A 15,528-nucleotide genomic window follows, 5' to 3' on the forward strand; every position below is an offset into this window, starting at 1 on the left:
GGCCCCATCGCTGGCAAGCCAGCTCCCACAGGGTTCAGTGTTGATTGCCAACTTGTGAACAACAAAAATCACTGTGGGAGCTGGCTTGCCAGCGATGAGGCCCTGATGAACAGCGCAGGTCCCCAGCGGTACTTGCATCTTGCCGCCCCCACCCGCATAACTTGAGCCATGAATCTGCCCATCCCCAAGGACGCGGCCCTGGCAGGCTTTCACCCCGCCGTCAGCGCCTGGTTCAGCAGCACCTTCCCGACGGTCACCGCCGCCCAGGCCCGCGCATGGCCGTTGATCCGCCAGCGCCGCTCGACACTGATCGCCGCGCCCACCGGCTCCGGTAAAACCCTCACCGCATTCCTCGCCGTGCTCGACGACCTCGTCCACCGTGGCCTGGAAAACCCCGAAGGTCTGCCGGACGAAACCCTGGTGGTCTACGTTTCGCCGCTCAAGGCGTTGTCCAACGACATCCGCATCAACCTGCAAAACCCGCTGGCGGGAATCACCGAGCAGTTGCGCCAGACGGGCCTGCCCGAACTGCAGATCACCACGGCAGTGCGCACCGGCGACACGCCACAGAAAGACCGCGCCGCCATGCGCAAAAGTGCGCCGCACATTCTGGTGACCACTCCGGAATCGCTGTACGTGCTGCTTGGCTCCGAGTCCGGACGCAAAATGCTCGGCAGCACGCGCACGGTGATCATCGACGAGATTCACGCCATCGCTGCCGGCAAACGTGGCAGTCATCTGGCGCTGAGCCTCGAACGCCTGCAGGCGCTGTGTGCCGAACCCTTGACCCGCATCGGCTTGTCCGCCACGCAAAAGCCGATCGATGCCGTGGCACGGTTTCTGGTCGGCACCGATCGCCCCTGCGAAATCATCGACATCGGCCACGCCCGGCCACGGGATCTGGGCATCGAGGTGCCGCCGGTGCCGTTGTCGGCGGTGATGGCCAACGATGTCTGGGAACTGGTTTATGACCGGCTCGCCGAACTGGCCCGCGAACACCGCACCACGCTGATTTTCGTCAACACCCGGCGCCTGGCCGAACGCCTTAGCCGACACCTCAGCGAGCGTCTGGGCAAACACGCGGTGGCCGCGCATCACGGCAGCCTGGCCAAAGAATTCCGCCTCGACGCCGAACAGCGGCTCAAGCGTGGCGAACTGCAAGTGCTGATCGCCACCGCCTCGCTGGAATTGGGCATCGATATCGGCGAAGTCGATCTGGTCTGCCAAATATCCTCGCCGCGTTCGATTGCCGGGTTTCTGCAAAGGGTCGGGCGCTCCGGGCACCAAGTCGGCGGCACACCCAAGGGCCGCTTGTTCGCCACCACCCGCGACGACCTGATCGAGTGCGCCGCCCTGCTCGACTGCGTGCGCCGTGGCGAACTCGACACCCTGCACATTCCCCAAGCGCCACTGGATGTACTCGCGCAGCAGATCATCGCCGAAGTCAGTTGCCGGGAATGGGCGGAAGACGCGCTGCTGGCGCTGTTCCGCAAAGCCTCGCCGTACCGCGATCTCGACGAAAAACACTATCAGGCGCTGCTGACCATGCTCGCCGAAGGCTATAACGGTCGTCAGGGCATCCGCAGCGCCTACCTGCACCGCGATGCGGTCAGCCGCACCCTGCGTGGCCGCCGTGGCGCGCAACTGACCGCCGTGACCAGCGGCGGCACCATCCCCGACAACGCCGATTACAGCGTGATGCTTGAGCCACAAGGCCTGAACATCGGCAGCGTCAACGAAGACTTTGCCGTGGAAAGTATCGCGGGTGATGTGTTCCAGCTCGGCAACACCTCCTACCGAATCCTGCGGGTTGAAACCGGCAAGGTGCGGGTCGAGGATGCTCAGGGCCAGCCGCCGACCATTCCGTTCTGGCTCGGCGAAGCCCCGGGGCGCAGCGATGAATTGTCTGCGGCGGTGGCGCGGCTGCAAGCGACTCTCGACCTGTTGCTCGGCGCCAGCCCCGGCGATCTGCAACCGGCGCTCGTTTGGCTGACCGCAACCCTCGGTCTGAACCGCGCCAGCGCCGAACAACTGGTGGACTATCTCGCCCGCGCTCGCCTGACCCTCGGCGCCCTGCCCTCGCAGGACACGCTGTTGATGGAACGGTTTTTCGATGAGTCCGGCGGCACCCAATTGATCATCCATTCACCGTTCGGCAGCCGCATCAACCGCGCTTGGGGCCTGGCGCTGCGCAAGCGTTTCTGCCGCACCTTCAACTTCGAATTGCAGGCTGCCGCCAGCGAAGACGCGATCGTCCTGTCGCTGTCCACCAGCCACAGTTTCGAACTGGATGATGTCTGGCGGTACCTGCACAGCAACAGCGCCGAGCACATCCTGATTCAGGCAATTCTCGACGCGCCATTGTTCGGTGTGCGCTGGCGCTGGAATGCCGGGGTGGCGTTGGCGCTGCCGCGTTTTACCGGCGGGCGCAAAGTCGCGCCGCAGTTGCAGCGGATGAAAAGCGAAGACCTGATTGCCAGCGTATTTCCCGATCAGATCGCCTGCCTGGAAAACCTCGCCGGTGAACGGGAAATTCCCGAGCATCCGCTGATTGAACAGACTCTCGACGATTGCCTGCACGAGGCCATGGACAGCGACGGCTGGCTCAATCTGCTGCGGCGCATGGAGCGCGGCGAGGTGCGGTTAATCAGCCGCGATCTGCCGACGCCGTCACCGCTGGCGGCAGAAATTCTCAGCGCGCGGCCGTACAGCTTTCTCGACGATGCGCCGTTGGAAGAACGCCGCACCCAAGCGGTGATCAACCGGCGCTGGAGCGATCCGCAGTCCACTGATGATCTCGGTGCGCTGGACGCAGACGCCATTAACGCGGTGCGTGAAGAAGCGTGGCCGACGCCGGCCAACGTCGATGAAATGCACGAGGCGCTGATGAGCCTGGCCTGCATCAGCGACCTTGAAGTTCAGGCTGGCGAACACTGGCGCGAATGGCTTGACGCGCTGACTGCGAGCGGTCGCGCCTGCCGCTTGGCCGTTCCGCCAGTAACGGCAAAAGAAAAGCTTCGCGAGCAGGCTCGCTCCCACATTCAACCGCGTTCCGCCAGTTGGAACACTGTCAACTGTGGGAGCGAGCCTGCTCGCGAAGACGGCCTCACAGTCACTACACATCCACAGCCTGGCTCGTTGTGGCTGGCGCGAGAACGCCTGACCTGCCTGTTGGCGCTTTATCCACAGGCCACGCTGCAACCGCAGCAAGAGGCCTTGCCCGGTTTCAACGAACCTTGGACGTTAGAGGAAGCGCTGGTCGAAGTGCTCCGCGCGCGACTGGGCGCATTTGGCCCGCTGCCGTTAGCCGCCATTGCCGAACCACTCGCGTTGCCGATACCGCAGGTCAATCAGGCCCTCGCGCAACTGGAGCGCGAAGGCTACGTGCTGCGCGGTAAATTCACCCCGGGCGCGACGGTTGAAGAATGGTGCGAACGGCATCTGCTGGCGCGCATTCATCGCTACACGGTCAAGCGTTTGCGCCGGGAAATCGAGCCGGTGGCTCTGCAGGATTTCATGCGTTTTCTGTTCGACTGGCAGCATCTGTCCTCCGCTACGCGCGCTCAGGGCAGCGCGGTGTTGCCGGCGATTGTCGGCCAGTTCGAAGGTTACCCGGCAGCGGCCTCCGCGTGGGACAGCGACATTCTCCCGGCACGCCTGAAAGACTATTCGCCGAGCTGGCTGGATGACCTGTGCCGCAACGGCAAACTGGTGTGGACGCGCCTCAGCGCCCGGCAGAAAGTCAGCGGCACGGCGTTGCGCAGTACGCCGATTGTGCTGCTGCCGCGCAGTCAGGTCGGACTGTGGAGTGCGCTGGCCGAGCAAACGCCGGTCAGCGAACTGTCAGCGAAAACGCAAAAGGTCTACGAGGCGCTGAGTCAGCACGGCGCGTTGTTTTTCGATGAGTTGATGCATGAAGCGCATCTGCTGCGCACCGAGCTGGAAATCGCCTTGCAGGAACTGGTCGGTGCCGGCCTGGTGAACGCCGACAGCTTCGCCGGTTTGCGCGCCCTGATTACCCCGGCGAGCAAGCGCCAGCAACGCAGCAGTCGACGCGGGCGCGGGGCGTTTGTCGGTGGCATGGACGATGCCGGGCGCTGGGCGTTGTTGCGGCGCGGGCCGCTCGTGGAGAACAGCCAGAGCGCTTCGCCGGAAACCCTCGAACATGTCGCCATGACGTTGCTGCGCCGCTACGGCGTGGTGTTCTGGCGTCTGCTGGAGCGCGAAGCGGACTGGCTGCCGAGCTGGCGCGAATTGCTGCGCACGTTTCATCGGCTGGAGGCCCGTGGCGAGATTCGCGGCGGGCGCTTTGTCAGTGGTCTGGCGGGGGAACAGTTTGCCTTGCCCGAGGCGATTCCGTTGCTGCGCGAAGTACGGCGGCGGGCGCATGACGGCAGTTTGATCGCGGTGTGCGGGGTGGATCCATTGAACCTGGCGGGGACATTGTTACCGGGAGCGAAGGTGCCAGCGTTGGTTAGTAATCGGTTGGTGTATCGGGATGGGGTGCCGGTTGCTGCCGAGATTGCCGGCAAGCAGGTTTTCTGGAGTGAGCTGGATCAGGTGGTCATGGAGCAGGTGCGTAGCAAGCTGATCCGGCATTGATGTCGACAGTTCCGGCCCTTTAGCGAGCAAGCTCGCTCCCACAGTGATTTTTGGTGTGCCTACTATTTCAACATCACCCAGAACCCTGTGGGAGCGGGCTTGCCCGCGAAGAGGCCGGCAATCCCAGCACGAAATCCGGCCGTCAGGTACTCGACCGTTGTGGCGCCTCGCTCGCCACCAACTCCCCCTCACCCTGCCGCTTGGGCAACAAAACCTGCTGTGGATAAGTCTGCGCGAAATGCACCTCGGGACTGTTATCCACAAGCTTTTTCAAACGCTGGTTGAACGCCCGGCTCACCGCATATTGCCCACCCGACACGGTACGGAACTGCGCCGTCAGCACCACGCCGTTCAGGTCCATCCGGTCCACCCCGAACACATCCAGCGGCCCTTGCAGGTTGTACTTGAGGAACGGGTCTTCACGGATCGAGTCGCCAGTCTCGCGGATCAGCTCGATGGCCTTGTCGACGTCGGTGTCGTAGGTGAACTGCACCGAGAAAAATGCGTAGGCAAACTGGCGTGATTGGTTGGTCACTGCCTTGATCTGGCCGAACGGCACCGAATGCACAAACCCCTTGCCGTCACGCAGGCGCAGGGTGCGAATGGTCAGGCCTTCGACGGTGCCGGCGTGCCCGGAATCAAGCACCACCCAGTCGCCGATCGACAGGGTGTCCTCGATGATGATGAACAGCCCGGTAATCACGTCCTGCACCAGTTGCTGCGAACCGAAACCGATGGCCAAGCCGACCACCCCGGCCCCGGCCAACAGTGGCGCAACGTTGATACCGAGGTTGGCCATGGTGGTAATCGCGCAGATCACCACGAGGATGATTTTGATCGCGTTGCGCAGCAGCGGCAGGATGGTTTTCACCCGGGTGCTGGGCTGGCGCGACGAGCGTTTGCTCACCGGTGGTTTCAACGCTTCCTGAATCGTCGTGTCGAGCACCACCCACAGCAGCCAGGTGACGAGGAAGATCAGGCCGATGCTGCTCAACGCATTACTGATCGCCCGGCCGATCGTGCTGCTCTGGGCGAAATCAAGCAGTGAAACGCCCCAGATCCGCCCGAGAATATCGATGAAGGCAATCGCAATGACGATCCGCAGCAGCGCGTGCAACAGGCTGAGAAAGCGTTCCTTGTAGGCGCTGCTGCGCTGGATCGCTTCGGCTTTGCGCGACTTGAACAGGTGCTGGAGGATGGTGCTGAGGAACACCGTGCCGATAAGCAGCACGGTGGTGAACAGCGCACAGCGCAGGGCCTTTTGATTGTCCTCACCGATGCCGATCAGATTCACCGCCGAAACCAGCACCATCAGCACGATGGGCCAGTACCAGAGCCCGGAAAAAATCCGCAGCGACTCCTGCAGTGAGGGCTGTTTCAGACGTTGCGCCAGTGGCCGATTACGGATCAGGTGCGCCACCGGCCGGCGCAGGCGAATCACCAGCAGACCGAAGATGATCGAGGCTATCAACCCAGTGAACACCGCGACGCTGCTGGTGATGTTGCCACCCAACTGACGGGCGATCTGTGGACTGGTCAACGCGTCACTGAGGGCGGCGAGAAAGCCAATCAGGAACAGCGGCTTCGGGCAGTAGTCGCGGATGATCCGCGCGGCCGGCCGTTTGTGGCCGACGTTGAACATCACCACCACGCACAACAGCATCGAGGTGGAGAAAATCCCGCTGCTGGTGGCATACGCCAGACACAACGCCAGCGCCCGACCCACCGAGGCTTGCAGAAAGTGGCTGACGTACAGCGTCAGCGGCAGGCAGATCAGCGCCGGCACGGTGTACGGCAGCAGGTAACCCGCCAGATCCTGACTGCGCTGGCGGGTGCGCAGCCAACGGCCCTGACTCAGCCGCTTGGCCAGCAGGCTGCCGAGCACCGTAAGCAACGCGAAGGTGCCAAGCCACACGCCGGACAGAGTCAGGAAATCCCCGGCGACGCTCCAGCCGGATCGGTCCGTCGGCTGGTTGACCAGTTTGTCGACCTCATCCGCCGCGCGATCGGCACGCAGGCGCCAGGCGTCGACCAGATGCTCGTTGAGATCGAGTTTGTCCTGCACATCGTCGATGCTCGAACTGATCGCGCCGAGCAGACCACCCTGCACAATCGGCTCGGGTTTGGCCGGTTCTTCAACAGCGGCCGGAACACCCGGCAGCGTGGCGGCTTCGAGTTCGCTGGCGCCGAGAAACAGCAGCGCTCCCAGCAAAATGGCGATCCTGAACTTGATCAAAACTCCGATCCCTCTTGGCTGAACCTGTAAGGAACTGATCGGTAATTGTCTGGCAAGTTCAAGAGCACCCTCACCCCAGCCCTCTCCCCGAGGGAGAGGGAGCCGACCGAGTTGTGCTCTCGAGCTACATCGACCTGAAATATCCAGCCGAACTCAATATTGAGTGCAACCGAGATCAGCTCCCTTCCCCCTCGCCCCTTTGGGGGAGAGGGTTGGGGTGAGGGGGAGCGCTTTTGACCTTTGCGTCCAAGGCAAATATCAAATGCCCAACCCCGTATTTTTCCGCACAACCCAAACCCCGACACTGCGCTCCATTCAAACCTCTACCGGAGTGCTGTCATGCCCATTGCCTTGCTCGCGCTGACTCTCAGCGCATTCGCCATCGGGACGACCGAGTTCGTCATCGTTGGCCTGTTGCCCACCATCGGCGCCGATCTCGGCGTCAGCCTGCCGTCCGCCGGGCTGCTGGTCAGTCTGTATGCACTGGGCGTCGCCATTGGCGCGCCGGTGCTGACCGCCCTCACCGGCAAAGTCCCGCGCAAATTGTTGCTGCTGTCGCTGATGGTGCTGTTCACCCTCGGCAACCTGCTGGCGTGGATGGCGCCGGGTTATGAATCGCTGGTGCTGGCGCGGATCGTCACCGGTCTGGCCCACGGGGTGTTCTTCTCTATCGGCTCGACCATCGCCACCAGCCTGGTGCCCAAGGAAAAAGCTGCCAGCGCGATTGCCATAATGTTCACCGGCCTCACTGTGGCTTTGGTCACCGGCGTGCCACTGGGCACGTTCATCGGTCAGCATTTCGGCTGGCGCGAAACCTTCCTCGCCGTCTCGGCGTTGGGTGTGATCGCCTTCATTGGCAGCCTGCTGTATGTGCCGAACAACATCGCCCACAGCAAACCGGCGTCCTTGCTGCAGCAACTGCAAGTGCTGAAACAACCGCGTCTGCTGCTGGTGTACGCCATGACCGCGATCGGTTACGGCGGCTCGTTCATCGCCTTCACCTTCCTCGCGCCGATCCTGCAGGACCTCTCCGGCTTCAGCGCCAGCACCGTCAGCCTGGTGTTGCTGGTGTACGGCGTGTCGGTGGCGGTCGGCAATATCTGGGGCGGCAAACTGGCAGACAAACGCGGGCCGATCAGCGCCCTGAAAATCATCTTCGCCCTGCTCGCGGCCGTGTTGTTCGTGCTGACCTTCACCGCCGCCCATCCATGGCTGGCGCTGGCCACGGTGCTGGTGTGGGGCGCGGTGGCGTTTGGCAACGTGCCGGGGTTGCAGGTGTATGTGGTGCGTCAGGCTGAACATCACACACCGCGGGCAGTGGACGTGGCATCCGGGCTGAACATTGCTGCGTTCAACCTCGGGATTGCCGGTGGGGCGTGGGGCGGCGGATTGATCGTCGAACATCTGGGCCTGATTCATACGGCGTGGATCGGTGGTCTGGTGGTGCTGGTGGCGCTGGCACTCACCGCATGGAGCGGTCGACTGGATCGGCTCGGTCCGGCCTATGCCGAACCGGCTCAAGGCCGAGTATTCACGGGCCACTGAGTAACCCTGTGGGAGGGGGCTTGCTCCCGAAGTCGGTGTATCAGTCGCCATTGATGTTGACTGAACGACCGCCTTCGGGAGCAAGCCCCCTCCCACATTAGCTTTGTGTTGCTCTCAGGGATGTACCGTCCGTAACGCCACCGAAACTTTCCCGAACCGCCCGCAGTCATCAACAGACACAGGCTGTACGAGGACTGACAACGGGAGGGCGGCATGGCAACGATTCACATCGGTATTTCCGGCTGGCGCTACGCTCCGTGGCGCGGGGATTTCTACCCGAAAGGACTGACGCAGAAGCGCGAATTACAGTTCGCTTCGCGGGCGGTCAACAGCATCGAAATCAATGGATCGTTCTACGCCCTGCAACGGCCCGAACGTTATGCCCAGTGGTACAGCGAAACGCCGGACGACTTCGTGTTCAGCGTCAAGGCGCCGCGCTTCATCACCCACGTCCGGCGCCTGCGCGAGATCGAAAAGCCGCTGGCGAACTTCTTCGCCTCCGGGGTGCTGGAGCTTAAGGAAAAGCTCGGGCCGATCCTCTGGCAGTTTCCGCCGAACTTCAAATTCGACCCCGAGCGCTTCGAACACTTCCTCTCATTGTTGCCCCACGATACTGCAGCGGCCGCCGCCCTCGCCCGCCAACACGATTCACATCTTCACGGCCACGCCAGCCTCAAAGCCTGGCGCAAAAAACCGCTGCGCCATGCCGTGGAAGTGCGCAATGACACGTTCATCGATCCCAACTTCGTGCGCTTGTTGAAACGCTACAACACCGCCCTGGTGATCGCCGACACCGCCGGCAAATGGCCGTACCGCGAAGACCTCACCAGCGATTTCGTCTACCTGCGCCTGCACGGTGCCGAAGAGCTGTACGCCAGCGGCTACACCGACGCCGCGTTGAACAAATGGGCTGAACGCATCGACGCCTGGCATCACGGCCGGCAGCCGGGCGATGCGCATCTGATCGCGCCGCGCCTCAAGCCGCGGGCGCGTACATCCCGCGAAGTGTTCTGCTATTTCGACAACGACATCAAAGTCCGCGCGCCCTACGACGCGCGCAGTTTGCTCCACCGATTCGAGCTGGATAAAACGCTCGCCACCACCCCCGGTGAACCGGCTGCCGAAGGGGTGCTGGCATGAGTATTCCAGAGCCGGTCGGGTTCACCGACGAGCAGACCAGCGTTGAAGTGTCGGTGCGTCGTTTCACCGTGCTGACGGTCAACACCCACAAGGGTTTCACTGCGCTCAACCGACGTTTCATCCTCCCGGAGCTGCGCGAAGCGGTGCGCAGCGTGGCCGCCGACGTGGTGTTTTTGCAGGAAGTCCACGGCACCCACGAGCATCATCCCAAGCGCTACAGCAACTGGCCGACGATGCCGCAATACGAGTTCCTCGCCGACAGCCTGTGGCCGCAGTTCGCCTACGGGCGCAACGCGGTGTACCCGGAGGGCGATCACGGCAATGCATTGCTGTCGAAATTCCAGATCATCCGCCACGACAACCTCGACGTCTCGATCAGCGGCCACGAGAACCGCGGGCTGCTGTATTGCGTGCTGCGCCTGCCCGGCGATGGCGTCGAAGTGCATGCGATCTGCGTGCATCTGGGTCTGCGCGAAAGCCATCGCAATGCGCAATTGAAACTGCTCGGCGAGCGTCTGGCGGAGCTGCCGGTTGACGCACCGGTGATCGTTGCCGGTGACTTCAACGACTGGCGCCAGCGTGCCGACGCGCTGCTCGAACCCTGCGGCCTGCGCGAGGTGTTCGCCGAGCATCACGGCAAACCGGCGCGCAGTTTTCCGGCGCGCCTGCCGACGCTGCGGCTCGATCGTATTTATGTACGCAACCTCAAGGCCAGCCAACCGAAAGTCCTGGCCAACCGGCCCTGGTCACACCTTTCCGACCACGTCCCGTTATCGGTGGAGATCGAACTATGAGCAGCGCACCGCTGGAGAAATCCGCCGTGGAACCGATCAGCATCAACCCGCCAGTGCGCGAGCCCGGGCATGTCGATGTCGAGTACGGCTGGCAGGGCAATAACCGCGTCGAGTTGCTGGAAAACGGCGAGGAATATTTCCCCCGGGTGTTCGACGCCATGCGTGCGGCGAAGAGTGAAATTCTGCTGGAGACCTTCATCGTTTTCGAAGACAAGGTCGGCGCAGAGTTGCAGCAGATCCTGATCGACGCCGCCCGGCGTGGCGTGCGCACCACTGTCAGCCTCGACGGTTTTGGTTGCGGCGAGTTGACCACCGGTTATCTCGCGGCACTGAGCGAAGCGGGCGTGCATCTGCAAATGTTTGACCCGGCGCCCAAGCACCTGGGCATTCGCACCAACTGGTTCCGCCGCCTGCACCGCAAGATTGTGGTGGTCGACGGACTGATCGCGTTCATTGGCGGGATCAACTTTTCCGGCGATCACCTAGCCGATTTCGGCCCCGAAGCGAAACAGGATTATGCGGTGCAGATTCAAGGGCCAGCGGTCGCTGACATTCATCATTTCGCCCTGCTGCAAAGTGGTCGTCCGGGACGCGCACGGTTCTGGTGGCAGCGCCGGCGTCAGCGCCGGGCGGACATGGCTTTCAACGATCACGACGGTCAGGTACGTCTGGTGTTTCGCGACAACGATCAGCATCACACCGACATCGAAGATGTGTACTTGCACGCATTGCGCCGGGCCAAACGCCGGGTGGTGATCGCCAACGCCTATTTCTTCCCCGGCTACCGCCTGCTGCGCGAGATCCGCAACGCCGCGCGCCGTGGCGTCGAGGTGCGGCTGATCCTGCAAGGTCAACCGGACATGCTGGTGGCCAAACTCGCGGCGCGCATGACCTACGACTACCTGCTCAAGGCCGGCGTGCAGATCCACGAATATTGCCAGCGCCCGCTGCACGGCAAAGTCGCGTTGGTGGATGAGGAATGGAGCACCGTCGGCTCGAGCAATCTCGACCCGCTGAGCCTGTCGCTGAACCTGGAAGCCAACGTGCTGATCCGCGATCGCGCGTTCAATCAGCATTTGTTTCAGCGCCTTGAAGACCTGAGCCAGAATCACTGCAAGGCCATGGACGCCGACATGTCGCCACGCGGGCGGATCTGGCACATGACCGTAGGGTTTCTGGTGTTTCACTTCCTGCGGCATTTCCCGTCAATGGCCGGATGGTTGCCGGCGCACAAACCGCGGCTAAAGCCGTTTCGGGGGCGCACGTCATGAGCCATTCCCACGCACAGTCTGCGCCCGCCACTCACTCTCGCTGGAGTCGCTGGAAACGCCCACTGACGTTGCTGTTCTTCCTCGCGCTGATCGTGTTGCTGACGATGTTCGCCACCCGTATCGAATGGGCGGAAGTCCTGCAAACCCTGGCCGACTTCAAGGTGCGCACGCTGATCATTGCCGCCAGCCTGACCCTGCTGAGCTTTCTCACCTACGCCAGTTTCGACCTGATCGGCCGCACCTACATTCGCCAGGACCTGACCTGGAAACAGATCCTCCCGGTGGGAATCATCAGTTATGCGTTCAACCTCAATCTCAGCGCCTGGGTCGGCGGGATTGCCATGCGCTATCGGCTGTATTCGCGCCTGGGGGTGAGCAAAAGCAACATCGCCAAGATTCTCGGTCTGAGCCTGGCCACCAACTGGTTCGGTTATATGACGATTGCCGGCGTAGTGTTCAGCAGCGGCCTGGTGAGCATGCCGCCGGGCTGGAAAATCAGCAGCGCCGCGTTGCAGGGCATTGGCGTGCTGCTGTTGTTATTGAGTGCCGGTTACCTCGCCGCGTGCAAGTTCTCCAAGCGCCGCGAGTGGTCGATTCGCGGGGTGGAAATCAACCTGCCATCACTGCGCATGGCCGTCCTGCAATTGCTGCTCGGTGCATTGAACTGGTCGCTGATGGCGGCGGTGATTTTCACTCTGCTGCCGAGCAAACTGGATTATCCGTTGGTGCTCGGCGTGCTGTTGATCAGCGCGATTGCCGGAGTCATCACGCACATTCCGGCGGGGCTTGGAGTGTTGGAAGCGGTGTTTGTCGCGCTGCTGCAGCACGAAGCTTCGCGGGGCAGTCTGGTGGCGGGGTTACTGGCTTATCGGGCGATCTATTTTCTGTTGCCGTTGTTGATTACGGTGGTGATGTATTTGCTGGTCGAGGCCAAGGCGAAGGCGTTGCGGATCGAAAAGAAACCTTCATGATTTTTTTGTTATGGCTGATGGCCCCTTCGCGAGCAAGCCCGCTCCCACAGGTAGAAAGCATTCCAAATGTGGGAGCGGGCTTGCTCGCGAAGGCGTCCGAAGAGCCACAACAAATCATGTGGACTGGATGATGCTCAACCGCTCACCCACCACCATCTCGGTAATCCAGTCCACCAGAATCGAAGTATAGGCCTGCTGCGAAACCGGCTCGCTCAAGGCATGGTCGGCGCCATCGATTATCCGGTGCGTCAGCGAATGCGTCTGCTGACAGGCGGCACGGTAGCTCATGATCGTCGCGTGGGGCACGTAGTCGTCGGTTTCCGATTCCACCAGCAACACATCCCCGGTGAACTGTGAACAGGCGTGCAATGCACGGTTGCTGTCTGCACGGACCAACGTCGCCCGGTAGTCGCGCAGGTCGGCCTTGTCCAGTTCACGCTTGGGCGTGTGCCATTGCTCGTCGCGATACAGCGCCGGTACCCGCAGCGCCAGCCAGCGCACCGGACGCAACGAGGTGAGGATCGAAGCCAGGTAACCGCCATAACTGGTGCCAACCACCGCAATCGCCGAGGTGTCGAGCGCCGGATGCGCCAGCAGGCGGTCGTAGGCTGCGAGTAGGTCACGCAGATTGTCTTCGCGCGTCACCCGCGTCAGCGGAATGCCGGTGCCACCGGTGTGGCCGCGCAGGTCGAAGGTCAGGCATACACAACCGAGACCGGCGATGCCCTTGGCGCGTTCAAGATCACGCTCCTGGCTACCGCCCCAACCGTGCACAAACAACACGCCGGGGACCTTCGATTTTGGACTGAGAAACGTCCCGCTCATCTGTTCATCATCAATGTCGATCTGAATGCTTTCGCTTCTAGCCGTCATAAGATTTGACCGTTACGTATTTGAGAAGGAAGTCGCTGTTCTCCGCTGGCCCGCGATAGATTTCGATGGCGTCCGCCGGCAGGCTTTGATCGCTATAGGTTTCTACGGTCGACACGCGGATCGCGGGCATCTGCGGATCATTGACGAAGCTTTGCAACGCGGCCAATTCAGCGCTGCTGGCACCGCCCATGCGCCAGGATTGTTCGAGCACCCCGCTGCGGGGTTTGCCATTGCTGTCCAGGCCTTGGGCAATGTCGTAGTTGCGCCGCGAGGCGTAGAAATCTGGATAAGCCTCATCCGCCGCCCGGTCGAAAATCTGCGCCTGCTTGATGGCCAGTCGCACGTCATCCGGCAAGTCCAGCGCCAGCAGATCTTCGTAGCCGCCCTGCACTACCAACAGATTCGAACCACCATAGACGTCTTCGCCATGGGCATCCTTGGTCAAGTATTGATCACCGCAGTAGCTAAGCACTTTGTCGCCGATGAATGACTGGCCAACGCTGTGGGTGAAGACCTTGCTCAAGTCCTGTTCGAGCACCACGCCATCGCGAAACAACGCTTCCGCTTCTGCACGGGCCAGTACTTCATCGAACGCGTCGAGGCTGTTGATAACTTCCTGGCCACGACCGGCACAGGCGTGAATCGGCTTCAGGCGGATCGGTCCGCTGTACAGCAGATGCTCGGCAGCGGGTCGCGCATCTTCCACGGCAAACACCGTCAAGCCGTCGAGCACCACATCGCGAACGCGCTCGGAGAATTGCGGCGCCCAGCCTTGTGGCGCGTGAGCCAGATGACTGCGCAAGCCGTGGCTGATGGCTTTGGTGCAAATGAAATCGTGTTCGACGTACCCGCCCCACAAATCGCCGGGACCCCTGATCCCCAGATTACGCGCGCTGGCCGGGCCAACAATGGTCTGGGTCGGCAGCCAATACAAATCGCGACCGCGATGCTTCTGCGGGTCAAAGCTTCCGCCGAAGCTGAGCCCCAGAATCTGCGCCAGCCAGCGGGCAAGTGCCTTGTTGGTCTGCACTTCATGTTGCGGCGCCCCGGCCCGAACCGAATGGGCGACGACCACTTTCCTGCTCGACATCGGGGTCATGCGTCCCCCTTCAAGCCAATTGATGAATGTAATGAGAGAAGTGCAGAGATCAGGCCAATCGCCTGGCGCCGGGAATGCCCAATGATTCAATCGCTTGGAACAAGCATGGTGGCATCGGGCCTGTTTCAAACTGCACGACTGCCAGCGAATCCGCGGCAATTTGCACGAAACGGGACGCCGACTACTGCTGACTGACTTCCTTCCAGATGGCATCGAACATGACACAACGTTTGAGCATAGCCTGACGCCCGGTTTGAATCGCAAGCCGCTTGGCTTCAGGAGTCTGGTTAGTCAGGCGTTGCAGAATTCCCAGCATGGTTATCGCGTGGTCCTCATCCTCTTCGATATGCAGGCGAAAGAACTCCAGGCCTTCCTCACTGACATTCAGTCCCTCCAGTGCCAGCAGAATCGGTTTGTAAATCAGCGGCACAATGGCTTCGGCTCCCAGGCAGAGCGCTGCGAGGCCCTCTACAGGATTTTCACTCCGGCAAAGCTGCATGATGCATTGGGTGAAATCCACGGTCTGAGGTAAAGGCAATTCAGCCAAGGGATGGGTGCCCAGGATCCGCAGCGACCTTTGAAACAACTCGGCATGCGTGAGCTTGTTATTCCCATCTATGCCCATTTCCTCTTGCATGTTTTCCAATAGCAATTTTATGTCGCCAAGGGACTCAAGGCGATTGAGGATCGCGCACAGAAAGCGGGTAAAGTTTCGCGAGTAGTAATGATGCTGGATCAGAAAGTAACGCATCCCCTGCAGAGAAACATGACCGTCTTGCATTGCCAGCAACAGTTCATGATTAACCAATCCATCTAACGCATCAGCGTCCAGCCATTCGTCCCATAATGTGCCTCCGGTTATGAATTTAATGACCTTCACCCTATCGCCGCCATTCAACTCTTTGTTTTCATCCAACTTTAAATTCCTTTTAATTCTTTATCAGCCATCCAACTGATCGAAACTTTCCAGTTATTCCGAAACCCCGAAAAACTTACA

10 protein-coding genes are annotated in these 15,528 nt (G+C 61.3%); 6 read left to right on the forward strand and 4 right to left on the reverse strand.

All coding sequences use genetic code 11. The annotated features are described in order from the left end of the window. The first annotated feature begins 168 nt into the window (after positions 1–168). Entirely contained in the window at positions 169–4,602 is a 4,434-nt protein-coding gene (locus tag HDC30_RS18165; RefSeq protein WP_183784255.1) for a DEAD/DEAH box helicase, read from the forward strand. Between the two features lie 142 nt (positions 4,603–4,744). Here HDC30_RS18165 and HDC30_RS18170 read toward each other — a convergent pair whose 3' ends face one another. Beyond that, positions 4,745–6,838 (reverse strand): mechanosensitive ion channel family protein, encoded by a 2,094-nt coding sequence (locus HDC30_RS18170; RefSeq protein ID WP_183784257.1) that lies wholly within the window; start codon positions 6,836–6,838, stop codon positions 4,745–4,747. A gap of 339 nt (positions 6,839–7,177) precedes the next feature. Here HDC30_RS18170 and HDC30_RS18175 point away from each other — a divergent pair, with 339 nt between their 5' ends. From HDC30_RS18175 to HDC30_RS18195, 5 genes are all read left to right on the forward strand, one after another. Continuing rightward, positions 7,178–8,383 carry an MFS transporter gene (locus tag HDC30_RS18175; protein ID WP_183784258.1) on the forward strand — a complete coding sequence of 402 codons (1,206 nt, stop codon included), beginning with the start codon at positions 7,178–7,180 and terminating at the stop codon, positions 8,381–8,383. Positions 8,384–8,596: 213 nt separating this feature from the next. Then, positions 8,597–9,523: a DUF72 domain-containing protein gene (locus tag HDC30_RS18180; protein WP_183784260.1), complete on the forward strand. Its 927-nt coding sequence runs from the start codon at positions 8,597–8,599 to the stop codon at positions 9,521–9,523. After that, positions 9,520–10,317: an endonuclease/exonuclease/phosphatase family protein gene (locus HDC30_RS18185; RefSeq protein WP_183784262.1), complete on the forward strand. Its 798-nt coding sequence runs from the start codon at positions 9,520–9,522 to the stop codon at positions 10,315–10,317. Before HDC30_RS18180 ends, HDC30_RS18185 begins: the two co-directional genes overlap by 4 nt. Further along, entirely contained in the window at positions 10,314–11,588 is a 1,275-nt protein-coding gene (clsB, locus tag HDC30_RS18190) for a cardiolipin synthase ClsB (RefSeq protein ID WP_183784264.1), read from the forward strand. The genes HDC30_RS18185 and clsB overlap by 4 nt, the downstream gene beginning before the upstream one ends. Continuing rightward, on the forward strand, positions 11,585–12,559 hold the full coding sequence (locus HDC30_RS18195; RefSeq protein WP_183784266.1) for a lysylphosphatidylglycerol synthase domain-containing protein: 975 nt from the start codon (positions 11,585–11,587) through the stop codon (positions 12,557–12,559). Before clsB ends, HDC30_RS18195 begins: the two co-directional genes overlap by 4 nt. A gap of 114 nt (positions 12,560–12,673) precedes the next feature. Here HDC30_RS18195 and HDC30_RS18200 read toward each other — a convergent pair whose 3' ends face one another. The 3 genes from HDC30_RS18200 to HDC30_RS18210 all read right to left on the reverse strand — a co-directional run bounded on the left by HDC30_RS18200 (position 12,674) and on the right by HDC30_RS18210 (position 15,447). Beyond that, a complete protein-coding gene (locus HDC30_RS18200; RefSeq protein ID WP_027614239.1) occupies positions 12,674–13,432 on the reverse strand; it encodes a S9 family peptidase in 759 nt (252 codons plus the stop codon). Beyond that, positions 13,422–14,531 carry a DUF3182 family protein gene (locus HDC30_RS18205; RefSeq protein WP_027614240.1) on the reverse strand — a complete coding sequence of 370 codons (1,110 nt, stop codon included), beginning with the start codon at positions 14,529–14,531 and terminating at the stop codon, positions 13,422–13,424. Before HDC30_RS18205 ends, HDC30_RS18200 begins: the two co-directional genes overlap by 11 nt. A gap of 181 nt (positions 14,532–14,712) precedes the next feature. Then, a complete protein-coding gene (locus HDC30_RS18210) occupies positions 14,713–15,447 on the reverse strand; it encodes a TenA family transcriptional regulator (RefSeq protein WP_183784268.1) in 735 nt (244 codons plus the stop codon). Between the last annotated feature and the right edge of the window lie 81 nt (positions 15,448–15,528).

Source organism: Pseudomonas sp. JAI115, from assembly GCF_014200835.1.
Lineage (GTDB): Bacteria > Pseudomonadota > Gammaproteobacteria > Pseudomonadales > Pseudomonadaceae > Aquipseudomonas > Aquipseudomonas putida_A.